Below are 23,835 nucleotides of genomic sequence, written 5' to 3' on the forward strand. Positions count from 1 at the left end.
CATGATGAAAAAGAACAAGGCCGGCAAGGCGGGCATGCCCGCGGTGCAGAAAGCGCCGAAGGGCACCACCAAGCGCCTGCTCGGCTACATTTTCCATTACCGCTGGCAGTGCGTTGTCGTGATCATCGGCATCCTGATCTGTGCCTGCACGCAGTCGTTGCCTTCGTTCGTGCTGCAGCCGTTGATCGACAACTGCATCATGCCCTTCATCCATGCGCAGACGCCCGACTGGGGTCCGCTGATCCACATGACCATCATCGTCGGGTCCATCTACGCGCTGGGTATGGTCGCCTCGTTCGTCTGGAACTATATGGTCGTCGGCATCGAGCAGGGTGTGCTGAAGACGGTGCGCGACCAGATGTTCGAGCATCAGCAGAAGCTGCCGATCCGCTACTTCGACACCCACGAGCACGGCGATATGATGAGCCGCTACACCAACGACACCGACACCTTGCGCCAGATGGTCTCGCAGGCCATGCCGCAGCTCCTGATTTCCGGGGCTTCCGTGCTCGCCGCGCTGTTCGCGATGCTTTGGCTTTCCGTGCCGTTCACCATCTTCACCGTCGTCTTCGTGGTGCTGATGATGCTGGTGGTGCGTGTGATCGTCAGCCGTTCCGGGCGCTACTTCGTCCGTCAGCAGGAAACCATCGGTGACGTCAACGCGTTCGTCGAGGAATCCGTCAACGGCCAGAAGGTCATCAAGGTCTTCAACCACGAGGACGCCACGCAGGCCCGCTTCGACCAGAAGAACGAGCAGCTCTTCGAGGCTTCGGCCAAGGCGAACATCTACGCGAACATCACCATGCCGGTCATCGGCAACATGGGCAACGTGCTCTACGTCCTGCTGGCGATTGTCGGCGGCATCGCGGGCATCAACGGCTGGTTCAACTTCGGCATCTCCGGGTCCGGCGCGTTGACGCTGGGTATGATCGTCTCGTTCCTGACGCTTTCCAAGGCGTTGATCAACCCGATCAGCCAGATTTCCTCGCAGATCAACATGATCATGATGGCGCTCGCCGGTGCCGCGCGTATCTTCAACCTGATCGACGAGCCGGTCGAATCCGACAACGGCACCGTCCGCTTGGTCAGTGTCGAACTTGGCTCCGACGGCCGCACGATGACCGAAACCAATCATGAGACCGGACACTGGGCCTGGAAGCGCGCCGCGGACGACGACGGCACGCGCTCGCTGGAGGCCGCCAAGAAGCTCAAGGGCTCGGCCCGTGAGGTGGCGATGAAGGCCCACGAGAAGGCGATCACCTCGCCCGACGGCCGTCTGACGCTGTTGCGCGGCGATGTTCGCTTCACCAATGTCTCGTTCGGCTACAATCCCGACAAGACCGTATTGCATGACATCACCTGGTTCGCCAAGCCGGGCCAGAAGATGGCGCTTGTTGGGGCCACGGGCGCGGGCAAGACCACCATCACCAACCTCATCAACCGTTTCTACGACGTGCAGGAAGGCCAGATCCTCTACGACGGCATCGACGTCAAGAACATCAAGAAGGCCGATCTACGCCGTTCGCTGGGAATTGTATTACAGGACGTCAACCTCTTCACCGGCACAGTGCTCGACAACATCCGCTATGGCAAGCTCGACGCCACCGATGAGGAATGCATCGACGCCGCCAAGCGTACCAACGCCGACGGGTTCATTCGCATGCTGCCGGAAGGCTACAACACCGTGCTGCAAGGCGACGGTTCCGGCCTTTCGCAAGGCCAGCGCCAGCTGATCTCCATCGCGCGCGCCGCCGTTGCCGACCCGCCTGCCATGATTCTGGACGAGGCGACCAGCTCCATCGATACCCGCACCGAGGAAGTCGTGGAGCAGGGGATGGACGCGCTGATGAACGGACGCACCGTCTTCGTCATCGCCCACCGGCTCTCCACCGTGCGCAATTCCGACATCATCATGGTGCTTGACCACGGCCGCATCATCGAGCGCGGCACCCACGACGAGCTCATCGCCCAGCGCGGCGAATACTACCAGCTCTACACCGGCAAGTTGGAGTTGGAGTAGGGCGCTCACAATTCACCAGCCGGCTAAATTTCGCTTGTTTCGCAGACGGATGTTGTTACTGTAGAAAGACGCTTTCGTAAGCAGGATGTGGGGAGAATATGGTCGGCAGCATCGTGGTGATTCTGGTAGCGCTTGTGGTGAGCGTGGCTATCGTCTGGTATTTCTTCGCGCCCCGCAAGGCCGCGCAGGCCAGCCGTGAGGGTGCGTTGCAGACGGCGCATATCGTCGTCAAGGGTGGCTATACGCCCGCAGAGATCGATGTGGAGGCCGGTTCGCCGGTTCGTCTGCAGTTCGACAGGCAAGAAGACGGCGAATGCTCGTCGCACGTCATTTTCAGCGACCTCGGCATCGACCAGACGCTGCCGCCTTTCAAAACCACCGATGTCGAATTCACGCCGACCAAGCCCGGCGATCTGTCCTACGCCTGCGGCATGAACATGCTGCATGGCGTCGTGCATGTGTTGCCGAAGGGAACGAAAAGCAAGAGCTGATTCCAGATTCGCAAATCTGCGATTATCGGTAACGCTGGTAATCGTGCCGGCTTTGACGGATGCTGAGCAATGAAATCGTATGAGTGAAATGAAAGAAAATGAAGTCCAAAATGGACCATTCGGGGAACGCGGACAACGTGGGAAATGAATCGGAGCAAGCAATGAGTCAAGTCAGCAAGCAGACGGCAACGCAACCTGCCGCAAACAATGGACAGGCCCAGGAAGACGACCCCGATGCCGTACGCAAGGCCGAAATCAAGGCACTCGACCGTCGGCTCATTGTCGCCGCAGTGCTGACGATTCCGGTGTTCGTTTTTGCCATGTTCCACATGTGGTTGAAGGCGTTCATGCCCATGGGGGTCATCGACTTCTTCACCAATCCCTGGGTCGAATTTGTGTTCATCACGCCGGTCATGTTCTATTCCGGTTGGCCAATCCACCGCACCGGCTGGCTGGCGCTGATTCATCGCGCTCCCGAAATGAACTCGCTGGTGGCGCTGGGAACCGCCGCGTCCTATACATATAGCGTCGTGGTCACCGTGATGCCGGGTATCCTGCCGCCGAGCGCCCGCGAGCCGTATTACGAATCCGTCGGCACTATCATTACGCTGATGCTTTTGGGACAGCTGCTCGAAGCTCATGCCCGCCTCGGCACCGGAGAATCGATTCGCGCGCTGATCAATCTCAAGCCGAAAACCGCTCACGTCGTCCGCAACGGCAAAGAACTCGACATCAACGCCGACCAGGTTGAAGTAGGCGATATCGTGGTCATCAAGCCGGGGGAGCAGCTGCCGGTTGACGGCAAAGTCATTTCCGGACAGACTTCTATCGACGAATCCATGATCACCGGCGAATCCATTCCGGTCGCCAAAGGCGTTGGCGACACGGTCACCGGCGCGACCATCAACGGCAACGGAACGTTGCAATATCGCGCCACTAAGGTCGGACGCGACACGGTTCTCGCGCAAATCATCAAGCTCGTGCGCACCGCCCAGACCTCGAAGGCGCCGATCCAGAAGCTCGCCGACAGGATTTCCGGCTATTTCGTGCCGGGCGTCATTTTGATCGCCATCTGGACGTTCGTTATCTGGTGGGTCTTTGGCCCCGCTCCGCAAGGGCTGTATGGTCTTGTCTCCGCCGTGGCCGTGCTGGTCATCGCCTGCCCGTGCGCGTTGGGCATCGCCACCCCGCTTTCGGTGACCATTTCCACCGGTAAGGCCGCGCGGTACGGCGTGCTCATCCGTTCCGCCGAGGCGCTGCAGACCGCGCGTGACGTCGACACCGTTGTGCTTGATAAGACCGGCACCATCACGCGAGGCAAGCCGGAGCTGACCGATATTGGTTGGGTGGATGATACGTCGGGTGAGGAAAACCAAAACAAGGCGCTTGAGCTGATTGCAGGCGCTGAGCAGGTCTCCGAACATCCACTCGCGCAGGCGATTGTGAAAGGCGTCCAAAAACGTGGGTTGGAAGTGCCAAGTGCGGACTCGTTCGAAGCTGTTCCTGGCAGCGGGGTAGCGGCCAAGGTTAGTGGTCACGATGTCATCGTCGGTAATGCCGAACTGATGAAAAGCCGCAACATCAGCACTTCCGTATCATCGGCTGCAAACGATGATAAACAAGGTATCGCCACTACCAAAAACGACAGCAATGCAAATATCTCTGATGCCGATGAAACGGGCAGCGGGCATGCGCATTTGGAATTAAGCCATGTCGAAAAGCTCTTTGCCGAGTACGCTCAAAAAGGCAAGACGCCGATTCTGGTCGCAGTAGACGGCAGGTTGGTCGCCGTTCTCGCTGTGGCGGACACCGTCAAGCCGGATTCGGCCAAGGCCATCGCGGCGTTGCGCGAACGCGGCTTGCAGGTGGTCATGCTGACCGGCGACAACAAAACGACCGCCTCCGCCATGGCCAACGAAGTGGGTGTGGACCGCGTCATCGCGGGCGTGCGCCCGGAGCGCAAGGCCGAGGAAATCGTGCGCTTGCAGAACGAGGGGCATACAGTCGGTATGGTCGGCGACGGCATCAATGATGCTCCGGCGCTCGCGGCCGCCGATGTCGGCTTCGCCATCGGCACCGGCACCGACGTCGCCATAGAATCCTCCGATATCACGCTGGTGTCCGGCAGCCTCACCGGCCTGGTGACGGCCATCGATCTTTCGCGCGCGGCCATGCGCAACATCAAGCAGAACCTCGGCTTCGCCTTCGGCTACAACGGCATCGGCATCCCGATCGCCGCCGGCATCCTCTACCCACTCTGGCACATCATGCTGAACCCGATGATCGCCGGCGCCGCGATGGCGTTCTCCTCGCTTTCGGTGGTGCTGAACGCGAACCGCCTGCGTTCATTCAATCCCGCCACGGTCAAGCCTCGGCACTTCACCTTCAAACTTCGTGAACGTCACGTCGAGCTCAAAGGCGCGTCGGATAGTGGACAGGGTTTCGCGGATACGTCGTCGTCAAAAACTCAAACGAAACGCACGTCGAAGGTTTCCGCCCATTGCCCGTTGTCAAAGGATCTGACCTCCATCCCCACCCTGTTGTTCGACGGTCGCAAGGTGACCGCTCAATCTGTTGACGCATCTTCGGAAGCGCCGCACAACAAGAACAATCAACCCGCGAAAGCGAAAGAAGGAACCACTATGGATATGAACATGAACGGCGGCGCCAGCACCGTCAAGGACCCGGTCTGCGGCATGACGATCGACCCGAAGACCGCTGCCGGCAGCCAGGAATACAACGGCAAGACCTACTACTTCTGCAGCGACAACTGTGCCAAGAGCTTCGCCGCTGACCCCGCCAAGTACACTGACTGAGGTTCCAGGAAGTCCTCTGTAAATTGTTTAGGGCTGTGACCGTCAATTAATGGATGGTCATAGCCTTTTGTTTTCCATATTTCGAGACGAAATTTTCAGAAGTGTCGCGAAGGTTGTCAAAACGCGCTACACTATCAACTGTGATTTGCTAAAAGGCCTTGTCTTGTCTTTCGATAATCATCCGAACGTCCGGTTTTACTGGAGAACCGACGTTCATTGCAGTGTGGTGGAGCCGTTTCGCTTGTCCTTTCTTCCCAATTCCTAGGGCCGCCCCACCATGCCTGTTTTCGATTTAATTGCGTGCTACATATTACCCTGATGACAGGCTCGTTTTATGATTGGTGAGGATAAACACGAGCGCGATTCGGGGAGCAAAGATGGGACAAGCGGTGGTGGGGATCGCGGCGCATGTGGACGCGGGGAAGACCACGTTATGCGAGGCGATGTTGTACCGGGCAGGGGATATCCGCAGACTCGGGCGTGTGGACCACGGCGACGCGTTTCTTGACACCGATGCCATGGAGAAGCGACGCGGCATTACCATTTTCTCCAAGCAGGCCCTTTTGCAGCAGGGTGATGTCGAATTTACATTGCTTGACACCCCTGGCCACGTTGATTTTTCGGCGGAGATGGAGCGGACGCTGCGGGTGTTGGATTATGCGATCCTTGTCGTCGGCGCCAACGACGGGTTGCAAGGTTACACCGAAACGCTTTGGCGGCTTTTGGCTCGCTATAACGTACCCGTGTTCATTTTCATCAATAAAATGGACGCTGCAGGAGCCGATAAGACCGGATTGATCGCGCAGATGCAACAACGGTTTTCTGAGGGATGCGTTGACTTCGCAGGCGGCGCCGAACCGGGCGAGCAGGAGGAAGTCGCGTTGCTGGACGACAGCGGCACGACGATGGACGAGTTGCTTGATTCTGGCAAGATCTCGGACGACACCTTGCGCTCGATGGTGGCCAAACGCCAACTTTTCCCTTGCTATTCCGGTTCAGCGCTGAAACTTGAGGGCATCGATGAGTTCTTGGCCGGACTGGAACGGTTTACCAAGCAACGCGATTATCCAAGTGAGTTCGGCGCTCGCGTCTACAAGATATCGCACGACGGACAAGGCAATCGCCTCACCTGGCTCAAAGTCACGGGCGGCACGCTCAAGGTGAAGGCGATGCTGACGAACGTCCATAACGATGGTTCTGAAAAGTCTGACGCCGCAAGCAAGAACAGTGGTTATAACGCTCCCGATAAATCGGTGAGCCATGACGGTGATGCGAACGGTGTAGCCGGATCCGATAGCGAGATCTGGCAAGAGAAAGTCGATCAGATCCGGCGGTATTCCGGTGCGAAGTTTGAGCTGGCGGACGAGGTTGCGGCCGGTGATGTCTGTGCGGTGACAGGGTTGACGCGTACCTTCCCGGGACAAGGCTTGGGCTTCGAATCCGATGCCGGCGAATCTGTATTACAACCGGTGCTGACCTATACCGTGTTACCCGGAGCTGGTATTGCCAGTAATGTGTCCGTGCAGGATACCTCAAATGCTGGAGGCGCTGAGGATTCTCACGCCAGTGGAGAGAAGTCCAAGGCCAAGAATGCAAGCGATGGTTCGGACGGTTCTGGAGTCGGAAATAATTCGGGTAAGCCCGCTGAGGTCACTCCGGAGTTGCACAAGATCCTCGTGGCGCTGCGCACGCTCGAGGATGAGGACCCGGCGTTGCATGTGCGCTGGGTGGCGCGGCTCGGCGAGATTCATGTGCAGCTGATGGGCGCGGTGCAGGTCGAGATCATCACGCAGATGATGCACGACCGTTTCGGCATCGACGTTCATTTCGGCCCCGGTGGCATCCTCTATCGCGAGACCATCACCGCGCCGGTCGAGGGTATCGGCCATTTCGAGCCGTTGCGCCATTACGCCGAGGTCCATCTGCTGCTCGAACCGGGAGAACCTGGCAGCGGCTTGCGCTTCGGTTCGCGTTGCAGCCTCGATGACCTCGACCGCAACTGGCAACGGGCGATCCTAGCCCACCTCCGCGAGAGGGAGCATCTGGGTGTCCTCACCGGTTCGCCGATTACGGATATGAGGATTTCCCTCGTCGCCGGCCGTGGCCACGAGAAGCACACCGAAGGCGGGGACTTCCGCGAGGCCACCTATCGTGCCGTGCGGCAAGGCCTGATGGAGCTCAAGGCAAGGGGAGAATGCCGACTTCTTGAGCCTTGGTACAGCTTCCGCCTGGAGGTTCCGCAGGACATGCTGGGTCGCGCGATGGCCGATATCCAGCGGATGAGCGGCAGTTTCGACGCCCCGAAATCCGACGGCGATTACGCCGAGCTGAAAGGTCGCGCGCCAGTTTCGGAAATGCGTGACTACTCGATGGACGTCAACGCCTACACCCACGGCCGAGGCTCGTTGACTTGCGTTTTCGCGGGCTACCAGCCCTGCCACAACGCCGACCAAGTCATCAAGCAAACCGCTTACGACCCAGAGACCGACCTCGAGAACACCCCAGATTCGGTCTTCTGCGCCCACGGCGCCGGCTACACGGTCAAGTGGAACAAGGTCCCCGATTTCGCTCACGTCGACAGCGGGTTGTCGTTCAATAATTAGATAGATAAGCGTATATGTCTAATCTTTTGCGGCGGAACGCATAATTTTCGCACGACATTAATATCATGGATTGAGCGTGGCCGTTTGCCGCGTAGCGAGGCTTGGTTACGGGGGAGGTACTTGGCGATGACATATATCGACGTCAAGGGCGAGACGAAGCAGTACAAGACCGGCGACACGACGATCTACGCGAACCACGACGTCAGCTTCTCCATCGAACGCGGCGAGCTCGTGGTCATCCTGGGCGCCTCCGGGGCTGGCAAATCGACGCTGCTGAACATCCTCGGCGGCATGGATACCTGCGATTCCGGGCAGGTGATCATCGACGGCAACGACATCGCGCAATACGACGCCCGGGAGCTCACGACCTACCGGCGCTACGACGTCGGCTTCGTCTTCCAGTTCTACAACCTCGTCTCCAACCTCACCGCGCGCGAGAACGTCGAGCTCTCCGCCGAGATCGTGCCGCATGCAGCCGACCCGACCCAGACGCTCATCGACGTGGGGCTTGAGAACCGGCTCGACAACTTCCCGGCCCAGCTTTCCGGCGGCGAGCAGCAGCGCGTGGCCATCGCCCGCGCCGTGGCCAAGAAACCGAAGATCCTCTTGTGCGACGAGCCGACCGGCGCGCTGGACTACAACACCGGCAAACAGGTGCTGCGCATCTTGCAGGACCAGTCGCGCAAGTTCGGCTCCACCGTCATCATCGTCACCCACAACGCCGCCATCGCGCCGATTGGTGACCGCGTCATCCACATGCGCGATGCACGGGTGCAATCCGTCGAGCGGCATGAGACGCCGGCCGATATCAACGACATCGAGTGGTGACGCATGGTCGACGACAATATTAATGGTCCGGATTCCGGGCAGGGAGCCACGGAAGGTGCGGAAGCTGCGGAAACCCAGCAATTCCGCGGTTCCAAGCGCGTGCTGTGGCGCGACATCCGCCAGGCGTTCTCGAAATCGAAAGGCCGGTTCTTCTCCATCGTCTGCCTCGTGGCGCTGGGGTCTTTCGCGCTGGTGGGGCTCACGGTCTCCGGGCCGGATATGCGCGACACGGGCAACGCCTACTTCGCCGAGCACCATCTGGCCGATCTGAGCGTCATCTCGAGCTATGGGCTCGACAAGGCGGACACGCGGCAGATCGACAAGGCACCTGGCGCCTCGCGCATCGAATACGGGTATTTGAAGGATGTTGTAATACGTCATAGCGACGAGGGCGTCCGCGTGCTCTCCGCGCCGAAAGACGTTTCCACCTACCATCTCGTGGCCGGGCGCATGCCGAAAAACGCGCGCGAGACGGCCATCGATTCCGCGCATCAGGGCAAGTATCCCATCGGTTCGACGCTGAGGCTGAGCGAAAAGCCGGATGCGCTGGGACGCAAGGTTTTGCGGCGCGACAGCTTCAAAGTCGTCGGCATCGTCGATTCCACCGAGATCCTGAGTTCGGTGAACATGGGGCCTTCGACCTCGGGCTCCGGCTCGCTGGATGGGTACGCGGTGGTGACGCCGGGTGCCTTCAAATCCGACGATTACATGATCGCGCGGCTGACCTACACCGACCTCGACCACATGCGCGACCATTATTCAGCGAAATACAATGACGCGTTGCAGGTTCATAAGAAGGAACTTGACAAGATTTTCGCCGGGCGGCCCAAGGCGCGGCGCAGGAGCATCGAGAAACAGGTCAAGCCTCAGATCGACTCCGGACGCAAGCAGGTCGCCGATGCCAAGCAACAGCTCGACAGCGCGCGGCAGCAACTGGCGGATGGCAAGACGCAGCTCGACAACGGCAACCAGCAGCTGGCTTCGTCCAAACAGCAATTGGCCACGCAGGTCGCTTCGGCGCAGAAACAAATCGCCGCGGCCCAGGCCAAGATCGCGCAGGGGCAGCAGCAGTACGACGCGAACAAGAAGCAGTATGACGCTTCGGCCGCGCAGATTGGGGCCGCAGCGCGACAGATTAATGACGCTTACGCACAATTGAATGCCGCGCAGGCGCAGATAGACGGGAACTCGGCTAAACTCGCGGCCGGCAAGAAACAGGCCGATGATGCGGTGGCGCAACTGACCGCGGCGCAGACGGCCAACCAGCAGGGGATTGACGCGGTGAACGCGCGGATCAATGAAGTGAATAACCAGTTCGCGAGCGGCTTGATTACAGCCGGCGAACACAACACATTGATTAGTCAGCTCAATGCCCAACTCGCCACACTGACCGCTCAGCAACCTGCGATTGCCAATGGTCTGGCCCAAGCCATCGCTGGACGTAATACTTTCGTCAACGGAACCTATAATCCCGGCATCGCACAAATCCAGGCCGCGCAGGCGCAACTCAACGCCAAGCGCGCACAGGCGGATGCAGGCAACGCCCAACTGCAGCAGAAGCAACAGCAGCTCGCGGCCGCCAAAACCCAGCTTGACCAAGCAGCGGCGCAACTGGCGCAGGGCCGTGCCAAAGTCCAGAAATCGCAGCAGCAGCTCGCCGCCAAGCAACAGCAGGCCCAGGCGCAGATCGATGCCGCGCAAACCGAGCTGACTGATAAAACCAACGAATACAACACCAAGAAGGCCCAATTCGACCAGGCCGAGCCGGGCGCGAAAGCGAAAATCAAGGACGCCGAGAGTAAGCTCAACGACGCCACCGCCATGCTGAACGCCGTGGAGGACCCGGTCTATTCGGTGGATTCCAAGCGCGAGACGCCGGGCTCCGACGGCTACAAGATCTACGATTCCGTCTCGGTGATCGTTGACTCGCTCTCGCACATCTTCCCCTACTTCATGTACCTGGTCGCGGCGCTCGTCACCTTCACCACGATGACCCGCTTCGTCGACGAGGAGCGTATCAATGCCGGCACGCTCAAAGGGCTGGGCTATTCCGACCGCGACGTGATGAAGAAATTCGTGGTCTACGGCTTCGCCGCCTCGATCTTGGGCGCGATTATCGGCATCTTCACCGGGCACACGCTCCTGCCGATGATCGTCTACAACGCCTACAAGGTCGGCTTCAACGTGCCGGTGATCCATCTTGGTTTCCACTGGCAGGTCACGTTGCTCGCCGTCGTGCTCGCCATGCTGAGCGCCGTGGTGCCGGCGGTGTGGAGCGCCGCGCGCGAGCTCAAGGAACGGCCGGCCGCGCTCATGCTGCCCAAGCCGCCGAGCGCCGGCTCGAAGATTCTGCTGGAACGCATACCCTTCATCTGGAACCACCTGAACTTCACTCACAAGGTGACCGCGCGCAACATCTTCCGCTACAAGCAGCGCATGTTCATGACCATCTTTGGCGTATGCGGCTCGGTGGCGCTTCTGACCGCCGGCTTCGCGGTGCAGGGCTCGATCTCGGGCATCAACGAGCACCAGTTCGGTGATGTAATGCATTACAATCTCATCGCCGCGGAGAACGCCCACGTCACGGATTCCCAGAGCAAGGCCATCGAGCACCGGCTTAAGAAGTCCGACATCAAGCGCTCGCTACCGGTCCACTACGAGTCCGTGAGCAAAGTCGCCGGGCGCAACGGCGACAAGCAGGCCGTCACGATGCTCGTGCCGAAGGATACTTCGACGTTCAACGACTACATCAAACTCAACACGCGCCGGAGCCACCACCCGCTTTCGCTCGATTCGGACGGCGCCGTGGTCTCCGAGCGTTTCGCGAACCTCGTGCACGCGAAGAAGGGCGACACCATCGACTTCCAGGACGGCGTGGGCAAGACCTACCGCGTCAAGGTCTCCGGCGTCTGCGAAATGTACCTCGGCCACTTCATGGTGATGAGTCCGTCGGCCTACCGTTCCGTGTTTGGGCAACGCTACGAAACCAACGCCTATATGGTCACGCTCAAAGACGGCAGCGTGGCCAACACCAAGCGGCAGGCGGCCTCGTTCATGCGGCTTGGCGGCATCGAGGGCGTGGTGCAGAACACGACGCTCATGCACCAGATCGACGTGGTCGTCAAGGCCCTGAACCAGATCATGTGGGTGCTTATCATCGTGGCGACCCTGCTCGGCGTGGTCATCCTCTACAACCTGACCAACCTCAACGTCTCCGAGCGCGTCCGCGAGCTGTCGACCATCAAGGTGCTGGGCTTCTACAACGGCGAGACCACGATGTACATCTACCGCGAAACGATCCTGCTCTCGATTCTTGGCATCTTCGTCGGCTACGGTTTCGGCGCGTGGCTGCACCGCTACATCATCACCGCCGTCCCGCCCGACGACGTCATGTTCGACCCGTCGGTTTCGTGGCTCGCTTTCGTGGTTCCGCTGGTCGTGGTCGGTCTCATCACCGCCGCCCTCGGCTGGTTCGTCAACTCCAAGCTCAAGCACCTCGACATGCTTGAAGCGTTGAAATCCGTGGACTGAAAGCGCATAAGTGTCACCTTTACGCGAAGTGTATGCTTTGGGCTGATATGTGATGTATACATTGCTGGTCGGCCCTAAGCGGATTCGGTATTCCTGCCCTTTATATACATGGAACTTGTGTTTCTGATTGGGTTGGAGGCAGTTTACGATTTTCCTGCCTCTAACCCAACCAGAAGTTGCGTTTTCTATTGGGTTGGAGGCAGTTTCCGGCGTTCCTGCCCCTAATACAACTTGGCAGTGAGCCGAAATGATCATTGGTGACGGGCCAACGCTTGGTCGAAGAAGCGGTATTCGTGCTCGGTGGAGCCTAGGGCGGCGTCCATCATGCGGTTGTAATCGGCCATGGTTCCCTCGGCGGCGAGTCTGTCGCAGATACGCAGCTCCTCGAGCGTACGCGAAGCGAAGCCGGGGTCGGCATACATACGGATCCATAGGCCGTACGGGTGATGGTCAAGGTCGAGCCGGCGCACACGAACCTGGTGTTCCATCTCCTGTCCGATGACCGAATACACCCAATAGCAGGGCATCACCACGGCTACCAGCGCGGGGTAGGAGCCGGTGTCGGTGAAACGGTATTCGTGGCCGAGATAGGCCGCGGTCGTCTCGCTCACCGGAGCTTGCTCGACGCTGAAACCGTACTCCCGGTACCACTGCCGGTGGAATGTCAACCCCTCTTCGAGCCCGTATGAGGCAGCATCTGCGAAAAACGCGCGTTCATGCGGGTCGGCGGCACGGCTGCTCGCCAGGGCCAGCAGCGAGGTGTAATCGGTCAGATAAATATCGTCCTGATGCAGATAGAATGAGAAATCATCGAGTGGCAGCGTCCCGTCGAGCATGCGTTCGATGAAGGGCATCGTGGCGATGCGCTCGCGGGTTTCCTTGGTGCGACGCCAGTAATCCTCGGTGAAACTCAGTCCGGTGGGGGAGTGCTGCCAGGTGAAATCGACCGGTCCGTGACCGTGGCCGACATGCAGGCTGTCTGCCGCCGCAATGGCACCGGTCATCCACGCCTTGGCGCGTTTCGCGGTTTCGGCCCAGTCTTCGCATTGCGGCCGTAAGGCTGCCAGCGTGCTTGAGAGGGTATCGCCGGTACCGTGCACGTTCTGCGTGGGTACGGCTGCGCCTTCGATGCGTGTAATGACCGGTTCTTTACCGTTTTCATGAGTCGGCACTACGAGGATATCGGTACATTCCTTGCTGCCGTTCAGGGCTAAGGCCCCGCCTTTCGCGTACACGGCCACGCCGAAGCGAGCTGCCACCGATTTTGCCAGATACTCCATTTCCTCGCAGGATTGTGGAGTTTGAGCAAGTTGTGTCGATTTATTTGTCTGATTATTACCGTCGGATGGCTGATTTTCAATACTTGCGGTACATGGAATATTGCTGTTTGATTTTGCGCCATTGACCATTGTATCAAGCGCTGCCAGTTCCATCGCGTTCGGCGTGATGATGTCGGCCAGTGGGATCAGCGTGCCCAGCGCCTGTTCGGCTTCGGCGGTGAGCAGGCGGTCGCCGGACTTGGCGTACATCACCGGATCGAGCACTACGGTCGGTTTGGGTTTGTCGTTGGCTTGGTAATCCTTCAGCAGTTCAACCAGCCATCCCCGTACGGTGTCGACCAGTTCCGGCGTTCCCAGCATGCCGATTTTCATGGCGTCGATATCGGCGTCGTCGCTTACGGCCTTGAGCTGGGCAAGCAGAAACGACGGCTCAACGTTGACGATATCGGTGACGCCTTGCGTGTTCTGCGCCAATACGCTGGTCATCGCCGCATAGCCGAAGACGCCTTGCGCGGTGAATGCCTTCATGTCTGCCATCGTCCCGGCTCCGCCGATGGGATCGGAACCCTCGATGGAAAGTACGCGCAGACGTGATGGTTTGGTTTTATCGAGATCGTTGTCGTAGCGTTGCTGCATATCAAGCAGAGTGCCGATGGCCTGGGCGGAATCGTCGTTCAGCGTCTCCGTGGTGTTTTTATCCGCTGTTGTTGCCGAATCGTTGTTTGACGTTGTTGTCGTATTTTCTATATCGTTTGTATCCGAATAGTTCGGAATCTTGTTGAAATCAGCGGAATGAGTGGTGTCGTTCATCGTCAAACTTTCTCTGTCTCATTTATGCCGTTACGCCATTGCCAGGCATGGTCCATCGGCCCCGAGCCTGCTCCGAGGTCGAGACCTGCGGCGATGCAACCGGTGAGATAGTCTTTGCCGCTCTGTACGGCTTGCGCCAACGATTCGCCTTTGGCGAGCTCTGCGGCGATGGCACTGGAAAGCGTGCAGCCGGTGCCGTGTGTATCGGGATTGGCGATGCGTTCGTGCCGGAACCAGGTGATTTGCCCATTGTCTAATAACAGGTCGTTGGCACCGTCGTGCCCGTGCCCGCCTTTCACAAGCACCGCACAACCCCCGCAACGTTGTGCGATACGCTGTGCGGTTTCGATGATACTTGCCTCGTCGTTGATTGTTCCGGATACGGTCTTGCCGGTGATGTCAACTTTCGTGGTTTCGGATATGACTTGAGAATCGGCGTTATTCCGGTCGCTGCCAATCGTATCGAAGTTTGCCAATACCTCGGCTTCCGGAATATTCGGCGTTACCAACGTAACGAGCGGAAGCAGTTTCGTACGCAGCGCGTCAACTGAGCTTCTGTCGCTCAGTCGGTCGCCGCTGGAAGCGATCATCACCGGATCAACCACGACGTTGGCTGAATTGTAATACTTGATCCGATCCGCGATGACTTTGATGAGTTCGGCGTTCGGCACCATGCCTATCTTTACGGCATCCGGTCGGATATCCTCGAATACGGCATCGATCTGCGCGGCCAGCATGTCCGGCGAGGTAGCCGCGGAAGCTCGTACGCCGGTGGTGTTCTGCGCGGTCAGCGAGGTGATGGCGCTCATGCCGTACACTCCGCAGGCCATGAACGTCTTGAGGTCGGCCTGAATGCCGGCACCGCCCGACGAATCACTGCCTGCGATGGACAGCACTGCCGGCAGCCGGTGCCGGCGGACGGTTGCGGTTGCCGTATCCGACGAATCATCGACGGATGGATTTTGCGACATTGGGTTCACCTACGCTTCGCGCGTGCGGCGTTCCATGAGTCCACCATGGCCTTGGTGGTGACCTGCGGGTCGTCGGCTCCGGCGATGGCCGAGACCACGAACCAGCCGGCGGCCTTGGTTTGTGCCAGGTCGGGCAGGTCTTCGAGCTTTACACCGCCACCCACGACGATAGGGTAGTGGGATTGCGTGCACAGGGCGTTGATGGACTCGGTGTCCTGCGTATGGCGCTTGTGATCGGCACCGATGACGATGCAGTCGGGCTTGGTGGTGCTGGGGTGCAGCGGGCCTGCGCCGATGTAGTCGATGGTTCCGACGGGCAGTGCGTTGGTGGCTTTCACTTCGTCAAGCACTTTGCAGCTCAGCCCGATGATGGCATCCCGCCCAAGCAGCTTGCGCGCCTCGACTGGATTCATGTCGTCCTGTCCGATATGCACGCCGTCGATTTTGATGCCCATATCGCGGCACTGCCAAGCCACGTCCGCGCGGTCGTCGATGACCAGCGGCACGGTCTCGGAGGCACCGGCCTGTGCTATGACCTCAGCGGTCTGTCGCGCGATTTCGGTGATGTCCCTGGCGTCGCCTGGTTTGACGCGAATCTGGACGAAGGTGATGCCCCCGGCCAGCGCCTGTCGCACGATGTCGGGCACGGGTCGCGATTTGGTGTCTGCAGGCCCGAGCACCAGATAGGAGCTCAGATCGAAGCGGTTGCGCATGGATGCGAATGGTATGTTATCAGTATTGGTCATTATTGACTCGATTCATTTCAGTGGTAATAATTGCGTAGGTGACGTTATGCGGATTTTTCCCGTCGATTTTCGCTGACCGATTCTTTGCCGTTGGGTTAGAGGCAAGGAATCAATATCCTGCCTCTAACCCAACAGGAACCAGCGTTTGCTGTTGCGTTAGAGGCAGAAACGCAGTTATTGTGCCTCTAACCCAACCAAAATGTCGGATTCCGATTGGGGTAGAGGCAGTTTGCTTTAGGCCAGAATCGGCGAGGCGGCGATTTGCTCGGGTGTGGTCGACCAGAGACCGTCGAGGAACGCGACCTGGAAGGAACCCGGGCCGTGCGAATTGGCCTCGCCGGCTTCGCTGGCGCGGTTGTAGAGCGCGCTCGCGGCGACGGCTGCGGTCAGCGGGTCGGCGACGGCCAGATACGTCGCGACCACGCCGCCAAGCGAGCAGCCTGCACCGGTGATCTTGGTCATCATCGCGCTGCCGCCGGGCAGACGATACGTGTGTTCGCCGTCGGTGACGAGGTCGGTTTCCCCGGAAACGGCCACCGCGCTTTGACCCTGTGCATCGCCCTTGGCGATGAACTTCGCCAAAACGCGTGCGGATTCTTCGGCGGCTTCGACGTCATCGGCCGATTCCACGCCCACCGGTCCGCTGGATTTCTTGGATTTACCATGCTTGTCGCTGCTTCCGTCCTCGTCCGCCGGCAGTTCCCACATCTCGCGTAGTTTGATGATTTCGGAAGCGTTGCCGCGGATGATGGTGGGCGGCGCGACCTTGAACGATTTCAGGATGTCTGTGCGAGTCGTGCCCAGCCCCGCTGCCACCGGGTCAAGCACCCAACGGTGGTGGTCGGCATGGAAATGCCTGGCGATTTCCTCAAGCGCGTCCTCATAGAACGGCAGCAGCGTGCCGACGTTGATGTAGCTTGCGCCGCTGGCCACCTCGCCGTCGGCGATGTCGTCAGGCAGGAAGCTCATCGCCGCCGCTCCGCCCGCCGCGAGCTGCGCGTTGGCCACGAGGTTGATGGTCACGAAATTGGTGAAGGACTGCGCCAGAGGCGTGGTGTCCCGCACGGTCTGCGCGGCCTCGCGGATGCGCTTGCGCAGCGGATTGTCCGAAGCCAGATCGTTCAGACTGCTGAGATTGTTGTTTGCTGATGAGTATGCGTCATTGACCATATTCGCGTCTCCCTACGATGGTATTAACCAACAGGTTCCAAGGGTCGAGCGTTGTGCTCGTCTCAACTTGCGCGCCCGCCGAAACGGTCTCGCAGGTTCCCCTGCACTTACAATCCACGACGCTATGCGCTTCATTGGACAAGGCGGATTTGTAAAAACAGAAACCCGCAATCTATCGGATGATATCCGTAGATTGCGGGTCTTGAATATTGCGTGTCAAGTCAGGGAATTCGGCACGTCATAAGCTACCAACGCACGGAAATGCGCTCGCGGTCGTGTGGCTTGTCGGCGGCGATTTCGTCGACCATGGCCATCGCGTAGTCGGCATAGCTGATGGCGCTTTTGCCGTCCTTGTCGGTGGTGTATTCCTCGCCGGACAGGACGTACTTGCCGGTGCGCGGGCCGTCGGCCTGGAAATCGCCGGCGGGGCTCACGTAGGTCCAGTGCACGTCGTCACGCTTGCGCAATGCGTCGAGCGCTTTGCCCATCGCCAGCGGCACGCCCTTGATATTGTCGGGGATCGAATCGGAAAGCTGCTTGGTATGGGCCTTGTCGGTGTAAAGGCTTCCCGCGCCGCCGACCACCAGAAGCCGTGTGTCGCTGCCCGAAAGCGCATCGGCGAGGTGCTTCAAGGAGGTGCTGTGCTCGTCGAGCTTGGCGGGGTCGAAAATGCCGAAAGCGTCGACGACGGCGTCAAAACCGGTGAGGTCGTCAGCGGTCAGATCATAGAGATCCTTGACGATGGCGTGCTGCGCCTTTGCCTTGTTCTCGCCACGCACGACAGCGGTGACATCCATGCCGCGCCCGACGGCCTCTTCGACGATCAGGCGTCCGGCCCTGCCGTTGGCTGCGACCACTGCGATTTTCTTGCTCATGATTTGTTTCCCTTGATAGTTAACGAATGTATGTAAATGACGGCTGACTTACTTGACGACCTTGAAACCGCTGGTCCATTGCGTGCCGCCGTTCATGGCCAGCACCATCTGCAGCGCGCCGAAGCCCTCCATGTAGGAAGCGCGCTTCAACGGCCCGGCGTCCACAAAGCACAAATTAGCGCCTTCCACGACGGCCTGCAGCGCCTTCTTCGCGTCATCGCTGTCGGAGGCGGCCATCACCGTGGTCGGCGCCCCGTCGTTCGTTCCGCTGGCAAGCGTTGCGGCGAAATCGGTATTGAACGCTTTGACGACTTTGGAATCGGGCAGTTTCGTGGCCAGTTCCTCAGCGGCAGAATGTACGCCTTGTGGCAGGGCGAGGTCCATCGTGCTGAAATCGACAGGATTGCTCGGGTCAACGACCACCTTGCCAGCAAGTTGCTTGCCGTATTCTGCAACCACGCTTGCTTCGGCTGGGTAGGGCAGCGCCAAGATGACGATGTCGCCGGTAATCTCTTCGCTCCATTCAGACGCGGTGACGCCCGGGATGGCCGCGGCCTTGGCCTTGTCGCGGTCGATGACCTGTACGTCGGCTCCCGCCGCGACGCCGATACCGGCGACTGCCGCCCCGATGTGTCCTGATCCGAAAACGGTGATGTTCGTCATGATGTGCTCTTTTCTAGAAAGCTAACTGATGTAATACAATGATTCCGTGCAAACTGAAGTCACGCATACGTTGTGGTTGCCACTCTACCGAAGAACGGCTTTGGAAGTCAGCAGTTACTTTAAACGCTTATAGATACGGGCATTTTATCAAAAAGAAGCGGAATAAGTAGTGAAAATGCTTGGTACTGTGCGCCAATGATATAGCATTGTTCAATAAATCACGCAAAATATTTTCACTGAGCACCCCTGTTCTATTTGGCTTTCGTGACGGCTGTCGAAGTTCGCCGAAGGCGTTTGGCGTGGGTGGCAAGGCCGTGCGTTGGGATAGAGTGGCAGGACGAAGTTTCGACGTGGCGACAAACGCACAACTAGGCAGGCAGGGAATTCGTGCTACAGATCAAAGACATCAGCAAGCAGTACAAGACGGGCGATTTCGTCCAGCAGGCGCTGGACCATGTGAACCTCACCCTGCGTGACAATGAGTTCGTCGCGATTCTGGGGCCGTCCGGTTCCGGCAAGACCACGCTTCTGAACATTATCGGCGGGCTTGACCGCTACGATTCCGGCGACCTCGTAATCAACGGCACATCGACCAAGAAATACAAGGACCGCGACTGGGATTCCTATCGCAACCACACGGTCGGCTTCGTCTTCCAGAGCTATAACCTGATTCCCCACCAGACCATCCTCTCTAACGTCGAGTTGGCGCTCACCATCTCCGGCGTCTCTCGCGTCAACCGCCGCAGGCGTGCCAAGGAAGCGCTGAAAAAGGTCGGCCTCGGCGATCACATCAACAAGAAGCCGAACCAGCTTTCCGGCGGCCAGATGCAACGTGTGGCCATCGCTCGAGCACTGGTCAACGACCCGAGCATCGTCTTGGCCGACGAGCCCACGGGTGCGCTGGATTCCGAGACTTCCGTGCAGATCATGGACCTGCTCAAGGAAGTGGCGCAGGATCGCCTGGTCGTCATGGTCACCCACAACCCCGACCTCGCCCACCAATACGCCAACCGTATCGTCGAGCTCAAGGACGGCGTGATCCGCGGCGATTCCCGACCTGTCGAACCCGAGGAAATGGCCGATGAAGCGCCTGCCGTGCACCGCACGATGGGCAAGGCCTCGATGTCGTTCGGCACTGCGGTCGCGCTGAGCTTCAACAACCTCAAAAGCAAGAAAGCGCGTACGATTCTGACTTCGTTTGCCGGTTCGATAGGCATCATCGGCATCGCGCTGATTCTTTCGGTTTCGACCGGTGTGAACCGCTATATCGCGGACATCCAGAAGGAGACGCTGACCTCGTACCCCATTGAGATCAACGAACAGACCTTCGATATGAACAAGATCATGGACACCGCCCAGGCCGCGGCCGATTCCAAGGAGAAGGCCAAGCCGCGCAACGGCATCTACCCCGACGATTCCAGCGTCAAGGGCGCCGCGTCGGTGACCAGCGGCATCACCAGCAACAACCTGAGCCCGTTCAAGGAATATCTCGACAAGCCCGGCAACGATGTGCGCAAATATGTAGGTGACGTCGGCATCCAATATTCCTATTCGCCGAAGTTTTCCGTGTTCACCCACGATTCCAAGGACACACTCGTGGACGTGGATGGCGTGAAGGTCGGCGGAAGCTCCGTCAACTCGCAGTCCGCGGCCAGCACGTTCGCCGGGCTCAATTCATCCTCCAACGATTTCGGCAGCCTGCAATCCCTGCAGATCTCCAAGCTCACCGGCAAGGCCGACAACAACAAGGCCCCGTCCGCGTTCGCTGAGATCATGCCCGGTGAGCACGCCGACAAACAGCCCATCAGCTCGGTGATCACCGACAACTACCAGATGGTCAAGGGCCATTGGCCAAAATCAAGCGATCAGGTGGTGCTCGTTCTCGATAAGAACAATGAGATTCCGTTGACACAGGTCTATGAGCTCGGCTTGCTTCCCAGCGCGGATTACAACGATATGATGAACCGGCTCAATAGCGGCGAGAAGGTCAAGACGGACACCTCGCGTATCGACTACTCCAAAGCGATGAACCAGTCGTTGACGTTGCTTCCCGCCGCCGACCAATATGTGAAAGGCGCGGATGGCCACTTCAAGTACGTGGGCAACGACGCCGATCAGGTCGGCAAGCTCATGGATTCACAGGCCGCGGTGAAGCTCAAGGTTGTCGGCGTCATCCGTGCCGACGCCAACGCCAAGACCACGCCGCTGGCACCGGGCATTGGCTATACGCGCATGCTCACCGACTCGCTGATTGATTACGCGAAATCCAGCGAAATCGTCAACGCGCAGAAGGCCGACCCAAGCCACAACATCCTCAACGGCATGACCTTCGCGCCCTCCGACGATGCGACGAAAGCCGCCAACGCCAAGGCCTACGTGGCCTCGCTTCCGGTCTCCGACCAGGCGAACATGGCTAAAAGCCTGATGACCCAGGCCCCCGGCGGCATGGGCGCGGCGAGTTCCAACCAGTCCGCTGAGGTCACCAAACAACGCAACTCCGCCGCGGCCGCAGCCGGCAATGCGGCCGTCGCCAGCAACCCGCAGGAGGCGGTCTCCGGCATGGGCGAGCAGCAGGTGGCGCAGGCCTTCGAAAAGTACCTCGCCACGGCCCCCGAAAACGTGCTGGTCTCGATCTACAACCAGTACGTCTCCACCGGCACCTACAACGGCAACCTCGCTGATTTCGGTGTCATCGGCCGCGACGCACCGAGCTCCATCAAGATCTACGCCGATAGTTTCGACGCCAAGAACAAGATCGAGGACGCCATCAAGCAATACAACGACGGTGCCAAAAAGAAGGACCGCATCGTCTACACCGATTACGCGGGCCTCATGATGAACTCGGTGACCACCATCATCAACGTCATCACTTACGTGCTGATTGCCTTCGTGGCGGTCTCGTTGGTGGTCTCGTCGATCATGATCGGCATCATCACCTACATCTCGGTGCTTGAACGCACCAAGGAGATCGGCATCCTGCGCGCGATGGGCGCCTCGAAGCACAATGTCTCCACGGTCTTCAACGCCGAGACGGGCATCATCGGCCTATGCGCCGGCGTCATCGGCATCGTGGTCACGCTGATACTGATAGTTCCCGGCAACGCCGTGATGCACCACTTCATGGGCACGAACCGGGTCAACGCGGCGCTGCCGCTTTCCGGGGCGATCATCCTCATTGTGTTGTCTGTGGTGCTGACGTTGATTGGCGGGCTCATTCCGTCACGCAAGGCCGCCAAGCAGGACCCGGCCACGGCGTTGCGCACGGAGTGATGACGTCGCGCGTTGTGTGTGCACAGTAATGGTGGTTGCTGTGTTGCACGCAGTGAGCGGGGCGCCGAAAGATCGAGCGATAAAAGGTTAATCGGCTCGAACAAATAGTGAAGGAATAACCCAGAAATAACAAAGCAGGGTGCCGTCAAACTCAATGGCGGCACCCTACTTTTACATTAAACGAAAACCGACGGTTACTTGCCTTCGGCCTTGGCGGCGTCTTGGTCGCGCTTGGCGACGGCTGCCATGGCCAACGAGCTCACGTAATTGACCGGCTGGTCGAAGTTCGGCTGGAACAGCATGTCCGTGGCGGCGAGCTGGTCGATGGTGAAGCCCGCCTGGATCGCCACCGAAATGAGGTTGGCGGCCATGGAGATGTCGTGCTCGGCGGCGAACTGGGCCCCGAGGATGCGGCTTGACTGCTTGTCGAAGACGATGGTCGCGGTCACCGGAGTGGTGGAAAGCATGAATTCGGGCCGGTAGTTTTCCTGGATGGTCACCGCATCGGCCTCCATGTGGCGGCGTTGGGCGAGGTCCAGGGTCATGCCGCTCGACGACATCGACAGGTCGTAGAGCTGGACGGCGCTGGTCGCCTGCGTGCCGGCGTATTCCTTGGTTGGCTCCTCGATGTTCTCGCCGATCAGCATGGCCTCGCGGATGGCGTTGGTGGCCAGCGGGCGGTATTCGTCGGAATTCGTGGGATTGAAATGTACTGTGGCGCAATCGCCGGCGGCGAACACGTAGTCGAGCACATCGTTTTCCGGGGTGGCGGCGCGCATATACTTGTCGACGATGATGGCCCCATAGCCCAACGTGCGCAGTTGCGCGGAGACGAGCCGGGTGTTCGGCACGAAGCCGGCGCCCATCACGGCCAGGTCGGCGGTGTATTCCCCAAGTTCGGTGACCACGGTGATTCCCGAGTCCTCGACCCCGTCGCTGCCCGTTTCGGGCCGGAACGCGACGACCTTCTGGCCCATCGCCAAGGTGACGTCGTGGTCGCGGAAGGCCGCCTCCGCCTGGTCGGTGACGGTCTTGTCATAATTGTTATCGAGCACGTGCGGCAGGGCGTCGACCAGCGTGACTTTGATGCCGCGGGTGCTCAGCTGCTCGGCAAGCTCGCTGCCGATGTAGCCTGCGCCGACGACGATGACGGACTTGGCCTTCTTGGCGCGCTCGACGATGCGCTTGCCGTCGTTGAAGTCCTTGCAGAGCATCGCCTGCCCGTTTTGCAGCGCCTCGCGCAGGCCCTGGATGAACGGGGTGGCGGGCGAGGAACCGGTGGTCACCACGAGCTTGTCGAAGCGGTATTGCTTGGATTTGCCGCTTTCAAGGTTAGTGGCGTCAAGCTTTTTGCCCTTGATGTCGACGTCGGTGACCTCATGGCACATATGCATGCTCGCGCCGGATTTCTCGAGCTCCTCGGGGGAGGAGTAGAACATCTTCTCCGTGCTGCTCACATGGTTACCGGCCCACAGTGCAATGCCGCAGGAAAGGAAGGAGACGGTGTCGTTTTTCTCGAAGACGTCCACCGTCCAATCGGGGTGGTTTTTCAAGATGGATGTCGCGGCAAACGTCCCAGCATGTGTGCAACCGATGACGGCAACTGTGGTCATGAAATCTCCTATGATAAGTCAACCGGCCTTTTTGCAATGTGCAAAAAGTAAAACTCGAATCTGGTATTAAATGATAATGATGAGGCTCGACGGCAAACCGATAAACCAAGTTTGTTTAAAACGTTTTAATGATGATGTGTCTGTAAGT

At 59.2% G+C, this 23,835-nt stretch carries 14 protein-coding genes and 1 riboswitch; of the genes, 7 read left to right on the forward strand and 7 right to left on the reverse strand.

Translation table 11 applies throughout. The features are described from left to right. Window positions 1-4: 4 nt before the first annotated feature. The 6 genes from OZX73_RS02300 (at window position 5) to OZX73_RS02325 (ending at window position 12,289) form a co-directional block, all read left to right on the forward strand. Window positions 5-2,020, forward strand: coding sequence for an ABC transporter ATP-binding protein (locus OZX73_RS02300; RefSeq protein ID WP_277150889.1), 2,016 nt, complete (start codon window positions 5-7; stop codon window positions 2,018-2,020). 98 nt (window positions 2,021-2,118) lie between these two features. Further along, a complete protein-coding gene (locus OZX73_RS02305) occupies window positions 2,119-2,511 on the forward strand; it encodes a cupredoxin domain-containing protein (RefSeq protein ID WP_277150295.1) in 393 nt (130 codons plus the stop codon). 161 nt (window positions 2,512-2,672) lie between these two features. Next, the gene (locus OZX73_RS02310) at window positions 2,673-5,327 is read left to right on the forward strand and encodes a heavy metal translocating P-type ATPase (protein ID WP_277150297.1); all 2,655 of its coding nucleotides are present in this window, start codon (window positions 2,673-2,675) and stop codon (window positions 5,325-5,327) included. Window positions 5,328-5,704: 377 nt separating this feature from the next. Then, a complete protein-coding gene (locus OZX73_RS02315) occupies window positions 5,705-7,930 on the forward strand; it encodes a TetM/TetW/TetO/TetS family tetracycline resistance ribosomal protection protein (protein WP_277150299.1) in 2,226 nt (741 codons plus the stop codon). A gap of 126 nt (window positions 7,931-8,056) precedes the next feature. Further along, a complete protein-coding gene (locus tag OZX73_RS02320; RefSeq protein ID WP_277150301.1) occupies window positions 8,057-8,758 on the forward strand; it encodes an ABC transporter ATP-binding protein in 702 nt (233 codons plus the stop codon). A gap of 3 nt (window positions 8,759-8,761) precedes the next feature. Then, window positions 8,762-12,289 (forward strand): FtsX-like permease family protein, encoded by a 3,528-nt coding sequence (locus tag OZX73_RS02325; protein WP_277150303.1) that lies wholly within the window; start codon window positions 8,762-8,764, stop codon window positions 12,287-12,289. A gap of 251 nt (window positions 12,290-12,540) precedes the next feature. On the opposite strand, the gene OZX73_RS02330 is transcribed toward OZX73_RS02325, so the two are convergent. The 6 genes from OZX73_RS02330 to OZX73_RS02355 all read right to left on the reverse strand — a co-directional run bounded on the left by OZX73_RS02330 (window position 12,541) and on the right by OZX73_RS02355 (window position 18,804). Beyond that, on the reverse strand, window positions 12,541-14,379 hold the full coding sequence (locus OZX73_RS02330) for a bifunctional hydroxymethylpyrimidine kinase/phosphomethylpyrimidine kinase (protein ID WP_277150305.1): 1,839 nt from the start codon (window positions 14,377-14,379) through the stop codon (window positions 12,541-12,543). Window positions 14,380-14,381: 2 nt separating this feature from the next. Beyond that, entirely contained in the window at window positions 14,382-15,350 is a 969-nt protein-coding gene (thiD, locus tag OZX73_RS02335; RefSeq protein ID WP_277150307.1) for a bifunctional hydroxymethylpyrimidine kinase/phosphomethylpyrimidine kinase, read from the reverse strand. Between the two features lie 5 nt (window positions 15,351-15,355). Beyond that, window positions 15,356-16,096, reverse strand: coding sequence for a thiamine phosphate synthase (locus OZX73_RS02340; RefSeq protein ID WP_277150309.1), 741 nt, complete (start codon window positions 16,094-16,096; stop codon window positions 15,356-15,358). A gap of 234 nt (window positions 16,097-16,330) precedes the next feature. Then, complete coding sequence (locus tag OZX73_RS02345) at window positions 16,331-17,266, reverse strand: hydroxyethylthiazole kinase (RefSeq protein WP_277150311.1); 936 nt, start codon at window positions 17,264-17,266, stop codon at window positions 16,331-16,333. After that, window positions 17,258-17,379: riboswitch (TPP riboswitch) on the reverse strand. Its footprint overlaps the gene before it by 9 nt. 132 nt (window positions 17,380-17,511) lie before the next feature. Then, window positions 17,512-18,141, reverse strand: coding sequence for an NAD(P)H-binding protein (locus tag OZX73_RS02350; protein WP_277150314.1), 630 nt, complete (start codon window positions 18,139-18,141; stop codon window positions 17,512-17,514). Between the two features lie 48 nt (window positions 18,142-18,189). Then, window positions 18,190-18,804, reverse strand: coding sequence for an NAD(P)-binding domain-containing protein (locus tag OZX73_RS02355; RefSeq protein ID WP_277150316.1), 615 nt, complete (start codon window positions 18,802-18,804; stop codon window positions 18,190-18,192). 387 nt (window positions 18,805-19,191) lie between these two features. Here OZX73_RS02355 and OZX73_RS02360 point away from each other — a divergent pair, with 387 nt between their 5' ends. Beyond that, window positions 19,192-22,074: an ABC transporter ATP-binding protein/permease gene (locus OZX73_RS02360; RefSeq protein ID WP_277150319.1), complete on the forward strand. Its 2,883-nt coding sequence runs from the start codon at window positions 19,192-19,194 to the stop codon at window positions 22,072-22,074. A gap of 194 nt (window positions 22,075-22,268) precedes the next feature. Here OZX73_RS02360 and OZX73_RS02365 read toward each other — a convergent pair whose 3' ends face one another. Next, window positions 22,269-23,687, reverse strand: a complete 1,419-nt coding sequence (locus tag OZX73_RS02365; protein WP_277150322.1) for an FAD-dependent oxidoreductase — start codon at window positions 23,685-23,687, stop codon at window positions 22,269-22,271. Between the last annotated feature and the right edge of the window lie 148 nt (window positions 23,688-23,835).

Origin of the sequence: Bifidobacterium sp. ESL0775, from assembly GCF_029395475.1 — a bacterium.
Taxonomy (GTDB): Bacteria; Actinomycetota; Actinomycetes; order Actinomycetales; family Bifidobacteriaceae; genus Bifidobacterium.